16 protein-coding genes are annotated in these 17,011 nt (G+C 71.8%); 9 read left to right on the forward strand and 7 right to left on the reverse strand.

The annotated features are described in order from the left end of the window. Window positions 1-88: 88 nt before the first annotated feature. The gene (locus tag ACOKM3_RS36925) at window positions 89-493 is read right to left on the reverse strand and encodes a MerR family transcriptional regulator (RefSeq protein WP_426905618.1); all 405 of its coding nucleotides are present in this window, start codon (window positions 491-493) and stop codon (window positions 89-91) included. 195 nt (window positions 494-688) lie between these two features. Here ACOKM3_RS36925 and ACOKM3_RS36930 point away from each other — a divergent pair, with 195 nt between their 5' ends. Both ACOKM3_RS36930 and ACOKM3_RS36935 read left to right on the forward strand, forming a co-directional pair. Beyond that, window positions 689-2,206: a SulP family inorganic anion transporter gene (locus tag ACOKM3_RS36930; RefSeq protein WP_426905619.1), complete on the forward strand. Its 1,518-nt coding sequence runs from the start codon at window positions 689-691 to the stop codon at window positions 2,204-2,206. Window positions 2,207-2,259: 53 nt separating this feature from the next. Further along, window positions 2,260-2,733 (forward strand): DUF3592 domain-containing protein, encoded by a 474-nt coding sequence (locus ACOKM3_RS36935; RefSeq protein ID WP_426905620.1) that lies wholly within the window; start codon window positions 2,260-2,262, stop codon window positions 2,731-2,733. Window positions 2,734-2,746: 13 nt separating this feature from the next. Here the strand turns inward: ACOKM3_RS36935 and ACOKM3_RS36940 are convergent, their stop codons facing one another. The 4 genes from ACOKM3_RS36940 to ACOKM3_RS36955 are packed head-to-tail and all read right to left on the reverse strand — an operon-like array spanning window position 2,747 to window position 5,439. Continuing rightward, entirely contained in the window at window positions 2,747-3,148 is a 402-nt protein-coding gene (locus tag ACOKM3_RS36940) for a VOC family protein (RefSeq protein ID WP_327668976.1), read from the reverse strand. Further along, a complete protein-coding gene (locus ACOKM3_RS36945) occupies window positions 3,145-3,453 on the reverse strand; it encodes an ArsR/SmtB family transcription factor (protein WP_426905621.1) in 309 nt (102 codons plus the stop codon). Before ACOKM3_RS36945 ends, ACOKM3_RS36940 begins: the two co-directional genes overlap by 4 nt. Window positions 3,454-3,508: 55 nt before the next feature. Continuing rightward, window positions 3,509-3,958, reverse strand: coding sequence for a GlcG/HbpS family heme-binding protein (locus ACOKM3_RS36950; RefSeq protein ID WP_426905622.1), 450 nt, complete (start codon window positions 3,956-3,958; stop codon window positions 3,509-3,511). A gap of 26 nt (window positions 3,959-3,984) precedes the next feature. After that, window positions 3,985-5,439: an aldehyde dehydrogenase family protein gene (locus tag ACOKM3_RS36955; protein ID WP_426905623.1), complete on the reverse strand. Its 1,455-nt coding sequence runs from the start codon at window positions 5,437-5,439 to the stop codon at window positions 3,985-3,987. Between the two features lie 127 nt (window positions 5,440-5,566). Between ACOKM3_RS36955 and ACOKM3_RS36960 the strand changes: the two genes are divergently transcribed. Further along, a complete protein-coding gene (locus tag ACOKM3_RS36960) occupies window positions 5,567-7,294 on the forward strand; it encodes a PucR family transcriptional regulator (RefSeq protein ID WP_426905624.1) in 1,728 nt (575 codons plus the stop codon). Here the strand turns inward: ACOKM3_RS36960 and ACOKM3_RS36965 are convergent. Beyond that, window positions 7,212-8,642: an MFS transporter gene (locus ACOKM3_RS36965; protein WP_426905625.1), complete on the reverse strand. Its 1,431-nt coding sequence runs from the start codon at window positions 8,640-8,642 to the stop codon at window positions 7,212-7,214. The genes ACOKM3_RS36960 and ACOKM3_RS36965 overlap by 83 nt on opposite strands. A gap of 295 nt (window positions 8,643-8,937) precedes the next feature. Here ACOKM3_RS36965 and ACOKM3_RS36970 point away from each other — a divergent pair, with 295 nt between their 5' ends. The 6 genes from ACOKM3_RS36970 to ACOKM3_RS36995 all read left to right on the forward strand — a co-directional run bounded on the left by ACOKM3_RS36970 (window position 8,938) and on the right by ACOKM3_RS36995 (window position 15,759). Continuing rightward, window positions 8,938-10,491: a hypothetical protein gene (locus ACOKM3_RS36970; RefSeq protein WP_426905626.1), complete on the forward strand. Its 1,554-nt coding sequence runs from the start codon at window positions 8,938-8,940 to the stop codon at window positions 10,489-10,491. A 115-nt stretch (window positions 10,492-10,606) separates the two neighbouring features. After that, window positions 10,607-11,329 (forward strand): TenA family transcriptional regulator, encoded by a 723-nt coding sequence (locus tag ACOKM3_RS36975; RefSeq protein WP_426905627.1) that lies wholly within the window; start codon window positions 10,607-10,609, stop codon window positions 11,327-11,329. An 80-nt stretch (window positions 11,330-11,409) separates the two neighbouring features. Further along, window positions 11,410-11,766, forward strand: a complete 357-nt coding sequence (locus ACOKM3_RS36980; RefSeq protein WP_426905628.1) for a Rieske (2Fe-2S) protein — start codon at window positions 11,410-11,412, stop codon at window positions 11,764-11,766. Window positions 11,767-11,771: 5 nt separating this feature from the next. Further along, the gene (locus ACOKM3_RS36985; protein ID WP_426905629.1) at window positions 11,772-13,058 is read left to right on the forward strand and encodes an NAD(P)/FAD-dependent oxidoreductase; all 1,287 of its coding nucleotides are present in this window, start codon (window positions 11,772-11,774) and stop codon (window positions 13,056-13,058) included. A gap of 2 nt (window positions 13,059-13,060) precedes the next feature. Continuing rightward, window positions 13,061-13,381, forward strand: coding sequence for a Rieske (2Fe-2S) protein (locus ACOKM3_RS36990; RefSeq protein ID WP_426905630.1), 321 nt, complete (start codon window positions 13,061-13,063; stop codon window positions 13,379-13,381). A gap of 188 nt (window positions 13,382-13,569) precedes the next feature. Continuing rightward, window positions 13,570-15,759, forward strand: a complete 2,190-nt coding sequence (locus ACOKM3_RS36995; protein WP_426905631.1) for a glycosyltransferase — start codon at window positions 13,570-13,572, stop codon at window positions 15,757-15,759. A 35-nt stretch (window positions 15,760-15,794) separates the two neighbouring features. Here ACOKM3_RS36995 and ACOKM3_RS37000 read toward each other — a convergent pair whose 3' ends face one another. Continuing rightward, a complete protein-coding gene (locus ACOKM3_RS37000) occupies window positions 15,795-16,997 on the reverse strand; it encodes an MFS transporter (protein ID WP_426905632.1) in 1,203 nt (400 codons plus the stop codon). Window positions 16,998-17,011 lie beyond the last annotated feature (14 nt).

The following is a 17,011-nucleotide window of genomic DNA, read 5'->3' on the forward strand; positions in this document are numbered from 1 at the left end:
GGCGTGATCCTGGCACGCACCGACAGGGCGCGGTACCGGTTATCGCCGCCGGCGCCGGGTCACGCCGCCTTGTCGCCGCCGTGCCGGGTCACGCCGCCCCGGCCCCGTCCAGGCGCTCACGCAGCGTGCCCGCGAACTCCTCCGCACGGCCCAGCTGTTTGCGCAGATCCGCGACCCGATCGGCCGCCGCCTGCTCGAAGTGGCGGACCCGGTCCAGGAGTTGCTCGCGCTCGTCGCCCTCGGGCGGCGGGCTCGCGTCGAGGCGGTCCGTGGCGTCCAGCAGGTCCCGCATCTGGTCGAGGGTGAAGCCGAGCGGCTTCATGCGGCGGATCACCATGAGGCGGGCCACGTCGTGCTCGGTGTAGAGGCGGAAGCCGCCCTGCGAGCGGGCGGACGGGATGACGAGGCCCGTCTCCTCGTAGTGCCGGATGGTGCGCAACGACAGCTCGGTCCGGGTGGCGACCTCGCCGATCTGCATGTGCTCGCTGCTCACGCGGCGCCTTTCTCCGTGTCTGCGTGCCGTGCCGTGTCCGTGTGGTGTCACCGGGGCCACACTCGGCGACGCCGATCTCTACCCTAACGTTAGGGTAGAGTTGTCGAATGTCAGGGTTGGCCGCACGCCGCCCGTCCTCCCGCTCGCACAGGCCGCGTGACGCCGGTGTGCCCGACCACGACAGGTTACTTTCTCTTGTCCCCCTCTCCCGCCCCTTCCGCTCCGTCACCGGCCGCCCGGCTGCGCGGCCTGCGCCCCGACTGGTGGTCCGACCCGAAGGTGTGGCGCACCGAGATCCTGGGCGGACTCGTGGTGGGGCTCGCGTTGATCCCCGAGGCGATCTCGTTCTCGGTCATCGCGGGCGTCGATCCGCAGATCGGTCTCTTCGCCGCGTTCACGATGGCCGTGACCATCTCCATCGTCGGCGGGCGGCGCGCCATGATCTCGGCGGCCACCGGCGCCGTCGCGCTGGTGATCGCGCCGCTCAACCGGGAGCACGGATTCGGTTATCTGGTGGCCGCGGTGATCCTGGCCGGTGTCTTCCAGATCGTCCTCGGCGCGCTCGGCGTGGCGAAGCTGATGCGGTTCGTGCCGCGCAGCGTGATGGTCGGCTTCGTCAACGCGCTCGCCATCATGATCTTCATGGCCCAGGTGCCCGAGATGACGGACGTGCCGTGGGCCGTCTACCCGCTGATCGTCGCCGGGCTCGCGCTGATGGTGTTCTTCCCGAAGGTCACCAAGGCGGTCCCCGCCCCGCTCGTCTCCATCGTCATCCTGACCGTCATCACCGTCGCCGCCGGGATCGCGGTGCCGACCGTGGGCGACAAGGGCGCGCTGCCCTCCTCGCTGCCCGTGCCCGGGCTGCCGGACGTGCCGTTCACCCTGGAGACGCTGAAGATCGTCGCGCCGTACGCGCTCGCCATGGCACTCGTCGGGCTCATGGAGTCCCTGATGACGGCGAAGCTGGTCGACGAGATCACCGACAGCCGCTCGTCCAAGACCCGCGAGTCGATCGGGCAGGGCATCGCCAACATCGTCACCGGCTTCTTCGGCGGCATGGGCGGCTGCGCCATGATCGGGCAGACGATGATCAACGTAAAGGTGTCCGGCGCCAGGACCCGCCTTTCCACGTTCCTCGCGGGCGTGTTCCTTATGATCCTTTGCGTGGTCTTCGGGCCCGTCGTCTCCGAGATCCCGATGGGCGCCCTGGTCGCCGTCATGGTGATGGTGTGCTTCGCGACGTTCGACTGGCACTCCATCGCCCCGAAGACGCTGAAGCGGATGCCGGCCGGCGAAATCGTCGTGATGGTGCTGACCGTCGTGGTCGTGGTCGCCACCAGAAACCTCGCGATCGGTGTCGTCGTCGGCTCGATCACCGCGATGGTCATCTTCGCCCGGCGCGTCGCCCACGTCGCGAACGTCACCTCGGTCACCGACCCCGACGGCGGCCAGGTCGTCTACTCGGTCACCGGTGAGCTCTTCTTCGCCTCCTCCAACGACCTGGTGACCCAGTTCGACTACGCAGGCGACCCCGACAAGGTCGTCATCGACCTCTCCGCTACACATGTCTGGGACGCCTCGTCGGTCGCCGCGCTCGACGCGATCGAGACCAAGTACGCGGAGCGCGGCAAGAGCGTCGAGATCGTCGGCTTCAACCCGGACAGCGCGGCCCTGCACGGAAAGCTGAGCGGCGAACTCACCGGCAGCAACTGACCACTTCCGTCTGCGATAACGTCCCTCCTCTTCGGACGAGTGAGGGGCGCGGCGTGCAGGTTCAGGTGCAGGGGCGGGCGGTACGACGATGGGTCGTGCTGGGGGTGTCGGCGTTCGGCGGGATCTTCCTGGTGGTCGGGCTGATCCTTGCGTGGTCGTCGGTCTCGCTGCTGCGGGAGGCCGACCGTACGACGGGCCGGGTCGTGGCCGTGGAGTGGCGCGACAGCCACATCGGCGTGACGCGCAAGACCCGGGAGCGGGACAAGCCCTCGGCGTATCCGGTCGTCGAGTTCACCACCGCGGACGGCACCCCGCACACCTTCCGCAGCTCGACGGGCTCCAACCCGCCCTCGTACGAGGAGGGGGAGCGCGTCGAGGTGCTGTACCGGGCCGACGACCCCGAGGACGCGCAGATCAACGGGTTTCTCTCGCTGTGGCTGCTGCCGCTCATCTTCGGCGGGATCGGGCTGATCGCCGCCGCCGTCGCCACGGGCATCGCGGTCTTCGGACGGCGGCGGCGCGCGTAACCGGAAAGCGGCTCTACTGGGGGTCCGCGGGCTCCGTCGCGATCTGGATGAGGTTGCCGCAGGTGTCGTCGAGCACGGCGGTCGTGACCGGGCCCATCTCCAGCGGCTCCTGCGTGAAGCGCACGCCGAGCGCGGTCAGCCGCTCGTACTCGGCCCGCACGTCGTCGACGGCGAACTGGGCGAGCGGGATGCCGTCCGCGATGAGCGCGTCGCGGTAGGGCTTCACGGCCGGGTGGCCCGCCGGCTCCAGGAGGAGCTCGGTGCCGCCGGGCTCCTCGCTCGATACGACGGTCAGCCAGCGGTCGGTCTCGCCCACGGGCACGTCGTGCTTCTTCTGGAAGCCGAGGATCTCGGTGTAGAAGTGCGCGGCCTTGGCCTGGTCGTCGACGAAGACGCTCGTCATGTGGATCTTCATGGGGTGCTCTCTTCCGGGTCCTGTGCAGGGGCTGCTGGCTTGAGCCACCGCTCCGATATCCGGCGCAGCGGGGCGGTGTTCAGGTCGTGGAACTTGTAGCGCCCCTCCCGCCGTGTCTCGACGAGCCCGGCCGTCTCCAGCACGGCGAGATGCTGCGAGACAGCCTGCCGCGACAGGCTCAGCCGGTGCTTCATGGCCAGCCGTGAGCAGATCTCGAACAGGGTCTGCCCCGACTTCTCCGTCAGCTCGTCGAGGATCGTGCGGCGAGTGGGGTCGGCCAAGGCTCTGAACAGGTCATCGGCCACGACGCCAGCATAGGCAAGTGTGAGCTTGCCTATCAACCGGAAGGGGAGGCGCGTGTCACTGGCGGCGCACCGCCACCTTCTCCTCGAACGCGGCGAGCGCCGCCGCGCCGACCGCCTTGTCCTGCTCCCCGTTGCCCCCGCTGACGCCCACGGCGCCGATGACCTGACCCTCGTACACGATCGGGAAGCCGCCGACGAACGCGGCGAACCGGCCGGGGTGCATGTGCTGGATGCCGAAGGCCTCGTTGCCGGGGAGGGCGGGCCCCTTCGGTGTCTCGTTGAAGAGGTGGGTGGCGCGCTGGTGGCCCGCCGCCGTGAACGCCTTCGCGATGGCGATCTCCACGCCGGTGAGGCGGGCGCCGGTCATCCGGTGCAGCGCGATGGGGTGGGCGCCGTCGTCGGCGATGCAGATCGTCTGCTTCACGCCGACCCGCGCGGCCTCGGCCTCGGCGGCCTCCAGCATGATCACGGCGTCTTCGAGGGTGAGGCGGTGGATGGTGTGCATGCGTTCCTCCCAGGGGGGCGTAGGGGTCAGCGGGTGGTGAGTGCGTCGCAGTAGACCGTCTTCGTGTCGGTCACGAACTCCAGCGCCGAGCGGCCGCCCTCCGGGAACGCGCCGGAGCTGGAGGCGCCCCAGCCGCCGAAGGGGGGAGCGACGCCGTTGCCGGTGGTGCGCTGGTTGACCTTGACGATGCCGTGCCGCGCGGCGCGCACGAAGCGGGCCGTCCTGCCGAGATCGCGGGTGTGCACGGCGGTCACGAGCCGGTGGGCGTCGTCGTTGAGGGCGGCAAGCGCCTCGTCGGGACCATCCACCGGAACGACGGAGAGCAGCGGTCCGAAGACCTCGGCGGTGTTCACGGGGTGGTCGGCCGGGACGTCGGCGAGGAGGGTCGGCAGCAGCCAGTGTCCCGCCGGGTCCGCGCCGGGGATCAGGCTGCCCCGCGCGACCGCCCGGGCGCCCGCCGCGAGCGCCGAGTCCAGCAGAGCGCTCACCCGTTCCCGCTGGGCCGACGTGGCGGCCGGGCCCATCGCCGCGGCCGGGTCATCGCCGGGTCCCACGGTGAGCTTCGCGGTGCGCTCCGCCAGCAGTTCGGTGAACTCGGCCGCCACGGAACGGTCCACCAGGACCCGGTCCGTCGCCGTGCACACCTGCCCCGTGAGGCCGAAGGCGCCCGCCGCCACCTCGGCCGCCGCGTGTTCCAGGTCGGCGTCGGCGCACACCAACGTCGCGTTGTGACCGCCGAGTTCGAACTGCGTACGCACACCGGGGCGCACGGTGCGGTGGAGCAGGGCGCCCGTCCGGTCCGAGCCGGTGAAGCTGACGGCACGGACCTCCGGCGCACCGGCCAGTGCCGCCATCGCCTCCGGATCGTCGCCCTGCACGACCCGCAGCGCCTCCTCCGGCACCCCGCCGCGATGGCAGGCCGCGGCGAGCCGCGCGCCGACGCCCGGTGTCACCGGCGACGGCTTGAACACCACCGTGTTGCCGGCCGCGAGCGCCGGGGCGAGCTTGCGGGCCGCGAGCGACAGCGGGAAGTTCCACGGCGTGATCGCCACGACGACGCCGAGCGGGACACGTAGCGTCCAGGCCGAGACACCCGCGGACTCGGCGGGGTACGTGATGCCCTCGACCATGAAGGCCAACTGCGCAGCGAGCCTGAACTGCTCGACGGCCTTGGCCACTTCACCGCGCGCGGCGCCGAGCGTCTTGCCCTCTTCGGCGCAGATCAGCGCGGCGATCCCCGCGGCGTCCTCGGCGAGCCCCGCCGCCGCGCCGTGCAGCGCCTCCGCGCGGCGGCCCGCCGTCGCGTCGGCCCAGGAGGGGAAGGCGAGCCCCGCCGTGCGCACCGCGTCGGCCGCGTCGGCCGGGGTCGAAGCGGGTACTTCGGTGACCTGCCGGTGCGGGGCGGTCGGGTCGAAGGACGTCACCACCGCCGGTGGGCGGTGCTGGGAGGTGGTCTGGTGCGCAAGTAGCTTCTGAGTCAAGATGACCTCCACGTTCTCGTCGGCCCCGACCGCGTCATCGGCGTTTTCCCGTGCCCCCAGCATTCGTCGCGAAGGTGCCGGGCGGCTTCGTACATTCCGCACCTTCGCCGCAGGAGGATGTAGGCAGATGGCACACGACGTAGCGCACAAAAGGGAGTTGACGGTCGAAAGGCTTCTCGCCGAGCCCGCCGTCGGAGGGCGGCTCCTCGGCGGGAAGGCCGGACTGCGGCAGGCGGTGAGCTGGTGTCTGCCGCTGGCGGAACTACCGCCGGGGCCCGGGCCCGAGCGGCCCGCGGCGGGCGCGGACCTGGCCGGGATCGTGGTGTTCGCGTCGGTGGCCGAGCTGACCTGCGCGCCCGACTGCCGCCGCCTGCTCGCCGGGCTCGCCGCACGTGGCGTCACCGCCGTCCTCGCCCGCCCGCAGCCGCGTGCGGAACCGGACTTCGGGCCGCTGATGCGGGCGGCGGACGCCGCGGACCTGCCGCTGGTGCGGCTCGCACCCGAGGCCACGTACCACCACATCGGGCGTCTGGTGGCGACGAAGACGATCGCGGACAGCGCCCATGTGCTGGAGTACGGCGTGCGCGTACACCGCACACTGGGGGAGGTGTTCGCGTCCGGCTCGGGGCTCCCCGCGCTCGCCCGGTCCATGGCCACGCTCGCCGGCGCCACCGTGCTCATCATGGACGAGGCGGGCCAACTCCTGTCCCGTGCCGAGCGGGAGCGGGCCGCAACGGACGCGCGGTGGCAGGAACTCGCGGACAGGGTGCACATCGAGCAGGGGCCGCTCGCGGAGTCGGCACCGGGACACGGCCACGCCACCGCCACCGCCACCGCCACCGACCTCGATGTCACCTGGGGCGAGGAGCCGGTGCATGTGGTCACCGCACCCGTGAGGGTGGCGGGTGAACCGTACGGGACGGTCGCCGTCGTGGAACCGCCGTCGGCGCCCGCCGCGCACGACCTCGCCCAGCACCGGGTGATCGTCGAGCAGGGCGCGCCCCTCGTCGCCTCCGAGATCCTGCGACAGCGCTCCGTCGTCGAGGCGGAGGAACGCTCGCGCGACGACTTCCTCGACACCCTCGTGCACGGCCGCTTCACCGATGTGCACGAACTCGGGGCCAGGTCACGGCACTACCGCTTCGACACGGAAGCGGAGCACGCGGTGTTCGTCGCCTCGGTGCCGTACGCGGGCCCGGTCAGGGCGCAGTCCCTGCCGCGTGCGGTGGGTGCGCTGCGCGGCGGCCCCGGTTTCACGATGGCGGCGTTGATGGGTCAACTGTTGGTCGTGGTCGCCGAGTTCAGCCCCGAGACGGGCGGCAAGGGGGCGCAGGCGCGGTTCGGGCGGCAGCTCCAGAGGCTCGTGTCGGAGCGCATGTCGAGCGGCGTGCAGGTGACGCACGGGCGGGCCGCGCCCGGGGCGGCGGGCGTCGCGGCGAGCTACCGGGAGGCGCGGATCGCGCTGGAGCTGTCGGGGCGGGTACGGGTGGCGGAGGTGTGCGGCTACGACGAGCTGCAGGTCTTCGCGGCGGTCGAGGCGGCGGCGAACTCGGCGCAGGGCCGGGAGTTCGCCCACGAGGTGCTCGAACCGCTGCGCCGGGCGGACGGGCAGACCGGGAACCTGGAGGAGGTGGTGCTCGCCTACATAGCCGAGTCCGGCAACCTCAACGCGGCGGCCCGCCGCCTCCAACTGCACCGCAACACCATGCTGTACAAGCTGGAGCGCGCCTCGCGGGCCCTCGGCATGGATGTACGGGTGGCGGAGACGCAGTTCACGGTGTGGCTCGCCCATCGGATCGAGACGCTGAACGACTCGCTGCGGGTGCTGCAGGCGGAGCTGGCGCCGCCGGCGTAGGTGGGCCGGTTCTCCGGGAGGCGCCGCTGTCACGTCCGAGCGATGCCACGACGACCCCGACCGCCGCGAGCCCCGCACACACCCCGAACACGCGCACCAGGCCTGCCGGTTGGGTTCCCAGCAGTGCCACGGACGCCGCCCCCAGCGACGTCGCACCGAAGCGGATCAGGCTGAACAGGCCGAGACCCGCCCCCGTACGCCCGGCCGTCGAACGCGAGGCACCGGTGGCCGCCGGGGTCTGGACGAACGCGATCCCGGCCCCGGTCAGCACGAGCGCCGCCACCACCGGCCGGACCCCCGTGCCCGCCCCGGTCCCGACCGCGAGCAGCACCGCCCCCGCGCACAGCACCGCAAGACCCCACCGCATGACACCCCGGCCACCGAACCGCTCCGTGCACCGCCCGGCCACCGGTGCCAGCGATGCCATCGCCAGCGGCAGCGCCAGGACGGCCAGGCCGGTACGGGACTGCGACATGCCCCGGGTGCCCACGAGATACGCGGGGGTGGCCAGCAGCACCGCGCCGAGGACGAACATCTGCGCCGCCGCCGCGAACGACGAGCGCACATAGCGGAGTTCGGCAAGATGGCGGGGGCGCAGGAAAGGCGCGGACCGCCCCCGCTCGACCAGCAGGAAGGCCGTGAGCGCGAGCACCCCGGCAACCGCCGCACCCCACACCACCGGCGCACCGGCCCCCTGCGAGGGCAGCGCCGAGGCCGCGACGAGCAGCAGCGCCGCCCCGCACGTCAGTGTCAGCGCACCCGCCCCGTCCAGCCGCGGCCGCGTCCGCGAGCGGTCGTCGCGGGGGAGCAGCAGCCACCCGCCGGCCACCACGAGTACGGACAGTGGCACGATCTGCCAGAACACCGCACGCCATCCCAGGAGTTCGGCGAGGAGGCCACCCGTGGTCGGGCCGAGCGCCTGCCCCGCCCCGTTCGCGGCCGCCCACAACGACAGTGCCCTGCCGCGCCGTTCCTCGCCGAGCACCTGCACGACGAGGACCATCACCACCGGCAGTACGGGCGCCGCGGACAGGCCCTGCAGCATGCGGAAGGCCACGAGCAGCGGCAGGTTCGGGGCGAGCGCCGCGCCCGCCGCGCCGAGGATCATCGACGCCATCGACGCGCACAGCACCCGCCGGTGCCCGAACCGGTCGCCCAGCCACCCGGACAGCGGCATCAGTGCCGCCAGTGTCACCGGGAACGCGGTCGCGACGAGCACACCCCGGCCGAGCGGTGCCCCCAGATCGGCCAGGATCGCCGTCATGGGGACGTTGACCACGGTGTTCGCCATCGTCGTGGTCAACGTCGCGGTGAGCAGGGGAAGCAGACCGAGGCGGGTGGCGATCATGCCCGGAGTATGCCTGGACCCACCCGCCGCGAGCCACGTGCAAGGAGCCCTCGATCTCGGTGCGCCGCAGGGCACTTCGCACAGCGACGGCCGCCCGCGCCCGGCGCGTGACCGGCCGGAAATCCATCGGAAACGGGAGCTGTCACGGGCCCGCACACTGCACAAATAATGTCGCCGACAATGTGCATCGTCCCCCTGTGGCCTGGCAGCCGGGGTCGTCAGCATGCCCGTCAACCACCCGACAACCAACGGACTTCGGCCCCGCAGCGCCGGGCGCCGGGTAGGGAGTGCGGACGTGGAACTCACTGCTGCGCACTGGACGTATCTCGCGGGGGTAGTCGTCATCATCGGCGTGATGATCGCGCGCCGGAACATCGTCGTCCCGGCCGTCCTCGCCACCTTCCTGACGGCCTGGGCCTACAGCGGCGACCTCGTCAAGGGACTCGCCTCGATCTTCAGCGCGAGCCTGACGGCCGCCGGTCAGCTCTTCTCCATCTTCCTGATCATCGCCATCATCACCGCGCTGCTCGGCGGCCTGCGTGCGATGGGCGCCGAGCAGCGCATGGTGCGGCCGTTCCGCGGACTCATGCGGGGCGGCCGGGCCGCTTTCCTGACCATCGCCGCCGCCACGTACTTCATCAGTCTCTTCTTCTGGCCGACGCCCGCCGTGCCCCTCATCGGCGCGATCCTGCTGCCCGCCGCGATCCGGGCCGGGCTCCCCGCGATGACCGCGGGCGCGGTGATGGCCGTCGCGGGGCAGGGCATGGCGCTCTCCAGCGACTACGTCATCCAGGTCGCGCCGGGGCTCTCCGCGAAGGCCGCGGGGGTGGGCACCGGAGCGGTCGCGGACCGGGCGATGGTGCTCTCGCTGATCACCGGCGCGGTGGCGCTGGCCTGCCTGTACCTGCGCGGGCGGCGCTCCTTCGGCGTGGCCGGCGAGGAGAACGAACTGCGCTGGCTCGCCCGGAAGAACGGGCTGGACAGTGGCGCCGAGGTGCAGCTCGGCGGCTCGCCCGGAGCGCGCGGCATCGGCAAGGGAGCGGCCGCCGCGGCCGCGACACGCGCCGCCACCGACGCGGACACCGCCACGCAGGTACTCGAACCCTCCCCGGAGACGGCCGCGGTGCCCCCGAAGCCCGAACCGGTGCGCCGCTCACGCCTGTTCGCCGTGCTCGTCCCGCTCACCTTCGCCGCCATCGTCGGCTACATGCTCCTCGGCAAGTTCACGAACGTGGTCGGCGAGGTGCAGGGCGACGAGGCGGCCGGGCTCGTCGGCGGTGTCGCGATGCTGCTGCTGTTCGCGGCGGTCTTCAGCATCGACGGCAGCCACGGACTGACCACCGCGGCCTCCCACGTCGTGGACGGCCTGGTGTTCGCGTTCAAGGCGATGGGTGTCGTCGTGCCCATCGCGGGCTTCTTCTTCCTCGGGAACGCCGAGTTCATCTCGCGGATCACGGGCGTCCACGACGCCAAGCCCCCGGCGCTCCTCTTCGACCTGGTGGCCTCCGTCGACCAGCACATCCCCGACAACGGCTTCATGCTGTCGTTCGCCATCCTGATCATCGGCATGATCACGGGCCTGGAGGGCTCCGGCTTCGCGGGCCTGCCGCTGACCGGATCGCTGGCCGGCGCGCTCGGCCCTGCCGCGCACACCGACCCGGCGACGCTGGCCGCCGTCGGCCAGATGGGCTCGGTGTGGACCGGCGGTGGCACCCTCATCGCCTGGTCCTCGCTGCTCGCCGTCGCCGGCGTGGCACGGGTGCCCGTGCAGGAACTCGTACGCCACTGCTTCCTGCCGGTGGTCGCGGGACTCGCGGCGGCGACGGCGCTCGCCACGGTGCTGTTCTGACGTACGGGGCACTGTGCACAGAGATCGCCGCGGGGCCTGTGCACAAACACCATCCACCCCTCAACCCGCCGCACCTACTTTGGAGTCACCCGGAAAGCGGAAAGGACGCCGCAACATGACCGAGCTTCTCTCCAGGGACGAATTCCGTACCGCTCTCGAAGATGCCATCAAGGGCCGTGAGGCCAAGAACGCCTCCTTCAGCAGGGCATGGGCGGACGGCGAACTCAAGCGGGAGCACTTCGCGCGCTGGGCCGAGAACCACTATCACTACGTCGGCCCGTTCGCCGACTACCTCGGCTACATCTACGGAAACACCCCGGACGAATTCACCGGCGCCAAGGACTTCACCCTCCAGAACATGTACGAGGAGGAGATCGCGGACATCCGCCACACCGACCTCCTCATCCGCTTTGCCGAGGCCTGCGGCACCACGCGCGAGCGCGTCGAGGACCCGTCCAACATGAACGCGGTCACCCGCGGTCTCCAGTCCTGGTGTTACGCCGTCGCGATGCGCGAACACTTCGTCGTCGCGACCGCCGCGCTCGTCGTCGGCCTCGAATCGCAGGTCCCCAGCATCTACAAGAAACAGATCATTCCGCTGCGCGGCTCCTACGGATTCACCGAGGACGAGATCGAGTTCTTCGAACTCCACATCACCTCCGATGTCGTGCACGGCGAACGCGGCTACCAGATCGTGCTCGACCACGCCGACACCCCGCAATTGCAGCAGCGCTGCCTGCAATTCGTGCGCTGGGGCGCCGAGATGCGTTTCGCGTACACGAAGGCGCTGTACGACACGTATGTCGGCCCGGACCTGGAACAGGCCCCGGTCGCGTAGCGGAAAGGCCGAAAGGGGGCGTCCTGTGCCGCCCCCTTTCGTACCCCACAGACCTGGACCGAAAGAAAGGGAGGGAGCCCATGTCCGACTGGGTGGACGTCGCCGAACTCGCCGACGTCATGAGGCGCCGCAAGAAACTCGTGACCGTCGGCGACACCCGTATCGCCCTCTTCCACGACGCCGGCGAGATCTACGCGTTCGCCGACGCCTGCGTGCACAAGGGCAAGGCCCTGTCCCGCGGCACCGTGCTGAACGGCCGCCTCATCTGCCCCGGCCACCAGTGGGCCTTCGACCTGCGCACCGGCCGGGCGGACGACCGGGACGAGTGCCAGCCCGGCTATCCGGTGCGGGTGGCGGAGGGTCGGGTCCAGGTGTACGCCGCGAACCCAGCGTCCCTCGCCGCCGCCGCCGCGGCGGCCCTGCCCGTACAGGAGTGAGCCCCATGCCCGAGCAGCCCGACACCCCCCGCAGCGTCGCCGTGGTCGGCGCGGGTCAGAGCGCGGCGGTCGCCGCCCGCACCCTGCGCCGCCGCGGCTTCAGCGGAACCATCACGCTGATCGGCGACGAGCCGTACGCCCCCTATCAGCGCCCGCCGCTCAGCAAGGAACTCCTGGACGGCTCGCAGCAGCCCGAGGACGCCGCACTGCTCTCCGAGGACTGGTGCCGCGACAACGACATCGCGCTCCGCCTCGGCGCCGAGGCCCGCCGCATCGACACGGCGGGCCGCGCCGTGGAGCTCGCCGACGGCACCCGCGTCCCCGCCGACCGCGTGCTCCTCGCCACCGGGGCCCGCGCCCGACGGCTGCCGGGGGTACCCGAGGACGACGAGCGGATCGTGCACCTGCGCGGCATGGCCGACGCACTGCGCCTGCGCGAACTCCTGCGCCCCGGCGGGCGCGTGGTGATCGTCGGCGCCGGCTTCGTCGGCTCGGAGGTCGCCTCCACGGCGCTCGCCCGGGGCGTCACCCCGGTCGTCCTGGAACAGGGACAGGTGCCGCTGGCGGGCGTGCTCGGCCCTCGACTCGGCGCGTTCTGCGCGGATGTGCAGCGCACGGGCGGGGTCGAGCTGCACACCGGTGAGACCGTCAGCACGGTGCGTACGACACCGGACGCGGTCGTGGTCACCACGGCGAGCGGGCTGGAAGTGGCTGGCGACGCCGTGGTCGTCGCGGTCGGCGCGCTCCCCAACACCGACGTGGCCCGTGCCTCCGGCCTGTCCGTCTCGGACGGTGTCCTCGTCGACGAACACTGCCGCACCGGCGTGCCCGGCGTGTACGCGGCCGGCGACGTCGCCAACCACAAGCACCCCCTGTACGAGCGGTGGGTGCGCGTCGAACACTTCGACAACGCCAACAAGCAGGCGATGGCCGCGGCGAAGAACATCCTCGGCCGCGACGTGGTGTACGACGACCCGCACTGGTTCTGGTCCGAACAGTTCGGCCTCAATCTCCAGCACTGCGGAGACCCCCACGGCTGGGACCGCCTGGTGGTCCGCGGCTCGCCCGACGAGCGCGACTTCATCGCCTTCTACCTGGCCGACGGCGTCCTCAGGGCGGCGTTCGCGGCCGAGCGCGGTGGTGACGTGTACGCGGCGAAGGAGCTCATCGCCCGGGGTGCGCGCCCCGACCCCGATCTCCTCGCCGACGAGGACACGGACCTGATGGAACTCATGGAGCTCATGGAGCGCGCGGAGCCGGTCGCCGACGCGGCCGGGACAGGGGGGAACTGACAGTGGCGACGGAACTCGAATATGTGAAGGTGGCCCGCTCCGGCCAGGTCCCCGAAGGCGTCGTACGCCGCTTCTTCGTCGGCGACCTCGAACTCGCGGTCTCCCGCTTCGAGGGCGATGTCCACGTCAGCGCCAATTACTGCACCCACCTCGCCTGCCACCTGTCCGCCGGCAAGGTCACCGAGGACGGGCTGCGCTGCTCCTGCCACGGCAGCGTCTTCGACTTCGCCACCGGTGAGCCGCTGTCGCCACCGGCGGTGAAGCCGATCAAGATCTATCCGGCCCGGGAGGAGAACGGCGAGATCCTCGTGGGCGGCCTGTGACCGGGTGCGGCCTTGCCGGGAGACACCCCCGCCCGTAACCGACCGGACGCCCAACTGCCCGTTATCGGCCAAAACTTGGCATGCGACACAACGCCCAAAGTCGCATATGTCGGGATCCGGGCATTTAATGTGACGGGAGACGTCAACCCACGCGTCAGTCCCAGCACCACAGAACGGGCGTCCCACGGATGAAAGTCAGCTTTCTGATCTTCAATGCCTACGGCATCGGCGGCACCATACGCTCCACGATGAATCTCGCGGGCGCGCTCGCCGAGGCGGGCCACGAAGTAGAGATCGCATCGGTCGTGCGAAGCAGGGAACACCCCGCGCTGAAGCCGGCACCCGGAGTCAGGATCCTCCCGCTCGTCGAGGCGCGGCGCGGCTCCGCGGCCTTCGATCCGGAACACGATCCAGAGGCCTCTCCCTCGCGGCTCTATCTCCGCGCCGACGGCCCCTACGCCCACTCCAGCACCCTCACCGACAGACGCATCGTCGAGTGGCTGAACAGCACCGACGCCGACGTGATCGTGGGGACACGGCCGGGCATCAATGTGCTGCTCGCCGAGTACGGCCCCCGCCACGCACTGCGCATCGGGCAGGAACACCTGACGCGCAGTATGCAGAAGCCGGCCATCCAGTCGGCGCAGGACGAGGCGATCGCCGGCCTCGACGCCTTCATCACCGTCTCCTACGCCGACGCCGAGAGCTACCGTGAAGCCCTGCCCGGGGTCGACACCGAGATCCGCTGCATCCCCAACGGCGTCCCCGTCCCGGACGTCGCCCCGTCGACCGGACGCAACAAAGTGGTCGTGGCGGCCGGCCGCCTCATTCCCGTGAAGAACTACTCCCTGCTCGTCGAGGCCTTCGGGCACGTCGTGGCCGAGCGCCCCGACTGGTCGCTGCGCCTCTACGGCCGGGGCCGCCTCGCGGGGCGGCTGCGCGAGCAGGTCATGGCGGCGGGGCTGCACCATCACGTGCGGCTCATGGGTGCCGTCGCCCCCATCGAGCCGGAGTGGTCGAAGGGATCCATCGCGGCGGTCTCGTCGAACGCCGAATCCTTCGGCATGACCCTCGTCGAGGCCATGCACGCGGGCCTGCCCGTGGTCGCCACCGACTGCCCGTACGGGCCCGGCGAGATCATCGACGACGGATGCGACGGATACCTGGTGCAGCCCGGCGACCAGAAGGCGCTCGCCGCCGCGCTGCTCGACCTGATCGCGGACGACGAGCGGCGCCACGCGATGGCGGAGGCGGCGCGGGCGAAGGCGCTGACCTTCACGCCGCGGACGGCGGCCGAACGGTTCCTCGGCCTGGTGGCGGAGCTGGGCGGCCCCCGAGGCCTCGATCCGGCGACGACACCGGGCCGCGTGCGTCAACCCGTACGCGGCGTGGTGCGCGAGCGCGTCGGCACCGTCGCACGTCCTGTCCTGCGCGCGGCCCTGCGCAGCCCGGTCCTCGCACCCGCCGTCCGCGCCCTGATGCCCGGGCGCGCCAAGCGCCTCACCCGCACCCCCGGCTTTCACCCCGTGGCCCGTACCAGGGCCACGACCGACGGTGACATCGTCGTGGACATCACCGGCGTACACACACCACACGCCGCACTGCTCCTGCGGCGGGGCGATGACACGCTGCGCCTTCCGCTCCGCCCGGAACCGGAATCCCTGCGCGCCCGCATCGGCCGGGAGCACGCGCTGGACGAGGGGGAGTGGGCCGTCCATGTGGAGCGCACCGACGACGGCGTACGTCGCCGGGTCCACTCCCTGACGGTGGAGACCGCGGAACTGGTGGGCCGCACACCGGAGTTGGTCGGGGACCAGGTGACCTCCCGCATCCCCCGCACCACGGGCACGGGACACCTTGCCGTACGGGCCTGGTCCCGCCCCGCACACCTCGAGATCGGCGCCGTGGACACGGGAGGGTCCGCCCTCATCGTGGAGGGCCGGATCGTCGGACGGCCGCTGGGTGACGACACCGTCGTGGTGGCAGCGCGGCGCGGCGAGGACACCGCCTTCGAGTCGGCGGAGGTCGTGGTCACCGGCGACCACGTGTGGTTCTCGGTGCCGTACGCCGACTTCGCCGAGCGGTGCCGGGCCGCCGGCGAGGACCGCGAGCTGTGGGACCTGCACCTGGTCGATCGCGGCGCCCGGATCCCCGTCGGCCGCATCGGCGGGGACGTGGCCGAGCGCAAGGGGACCGACCCGGTGCCCCCGGCCTTCCATGAGGGCGCCGGGGGCCAACAGGTGCGGATCGGCCCCTACTTCACCGCGGCCAACGCCCTGGCGGTGACGGTCCGCGAGGTGGCACCGGCCTCGGAGCCGGGACGCGACGCGGTGGTCGACGCGCAGGCGACGGGCGTCCGGCTGAGCGGGGTCGGATAGCGGCGGCACCTACCAACTGGGCGTCAGCGCAGGTCTCAACGCCGGGCGGCGCGCTCCGCGGCGTCCGGCTCGGCCTCGCCGCGCGCCACCGTCCCCGCCCCCGTACCCGCCGGCTCCGGCAGCGTTCGGAACAGCAGCCAGCTCAGCAGGGGCATGAGGATGAGCGGGGACAGGGCGGTGCGCAGAGAGGTGTGGTCGGCGACGGTGCCGATGAGGGGGCTCGCCAGGCCGCCGATGCTCACCGTGAGGCCGAGCGTGATGCCGCTCGCCGTGCCGACGCGCGAGGGCAAGTAGTCCTGTCCGAGCGTGACTTGGAGTGAGAACGGGACGTACAGGCCGGCCGAGGTCAGCGCGAGGAAGCCGTAGAGCGCCGGGCCGGGCACCCACACCACGCCCGCCACCGATGCCGCCGTCAGCAAGTACGACCAGCGCGAGACGGTGACCCGGTCCCAGCGGCCCGCCAGTGCCCCGCCCAGGACGCTGCCGACCGCGCCGCCCACGTAGAGCACGAACAGGGCCGCGGTGCCCGCCGCCTTGCTGCCGCCCATGCGCTGGGTCGCGTACAGGGAGACGAAGGTGCTCAGGCCGGTGAACACGATGGAGCGGCACACCACCGCGAACGACAGCCGGACGAACGCCGGAACGTCGTCCCTGGCGGGCGTCGACGCGGTGGCGGACGACGTGTTCTCGCGCCGTCCCAGCGCGCGCAGCACCGGCAGGCAGATCGCGGCACCGGCCGCCGCGGGCAGCGCAAGCAGGGGAGTGAACCGCAGCCCGCCCGTGGCCACCGCGGCGGCGACCAGGAGCGGGGCCAGCGCGAAACCGACGTTGCCGCCGAGCGAGAACCAGGCCATCGCGCTGTGGCTGCCGCGGCTCGCGAGCCGGGCCACCCGCGCCGACTCCGGGTGGTAGGCGGCCACCCCGATCCCGGACACCGCGACGACGGCGAGGGTCACCGCGTACGAATCGCTCACCCCGCTCAGCGCGATGCCCACGCCCGCGAGCAGCGTGCTGAGCGGCAGCAGCCACGGCATCGCCCGGCGGTCGGTGAGCAGGCCGAAGACCGGCTGCGCCACCGACGAAAGGAGTGAGGCCGCGAGCACGATGCCGGACACGGCCGCGTAGCTGTACGCGCGTTCGGCGACGAAGTACGGGACGAGCGAGGCGACGGCGCCCTGGTAGACGTCCACGCACGCGTGCCCGACGGAGAGCAGGGGGATGGAGGTGTTCTTTCGCACCCGGTCATCGTCGC

Origin of the sequence: Streptomyces nidicola, assembly GCF_050106155.1 — a bacterium.
Lineage (GTDB): Bacteria > Actinomycetota > Actinomycetes > Streptomycetales > Streptomycetaceae > Streptomyces.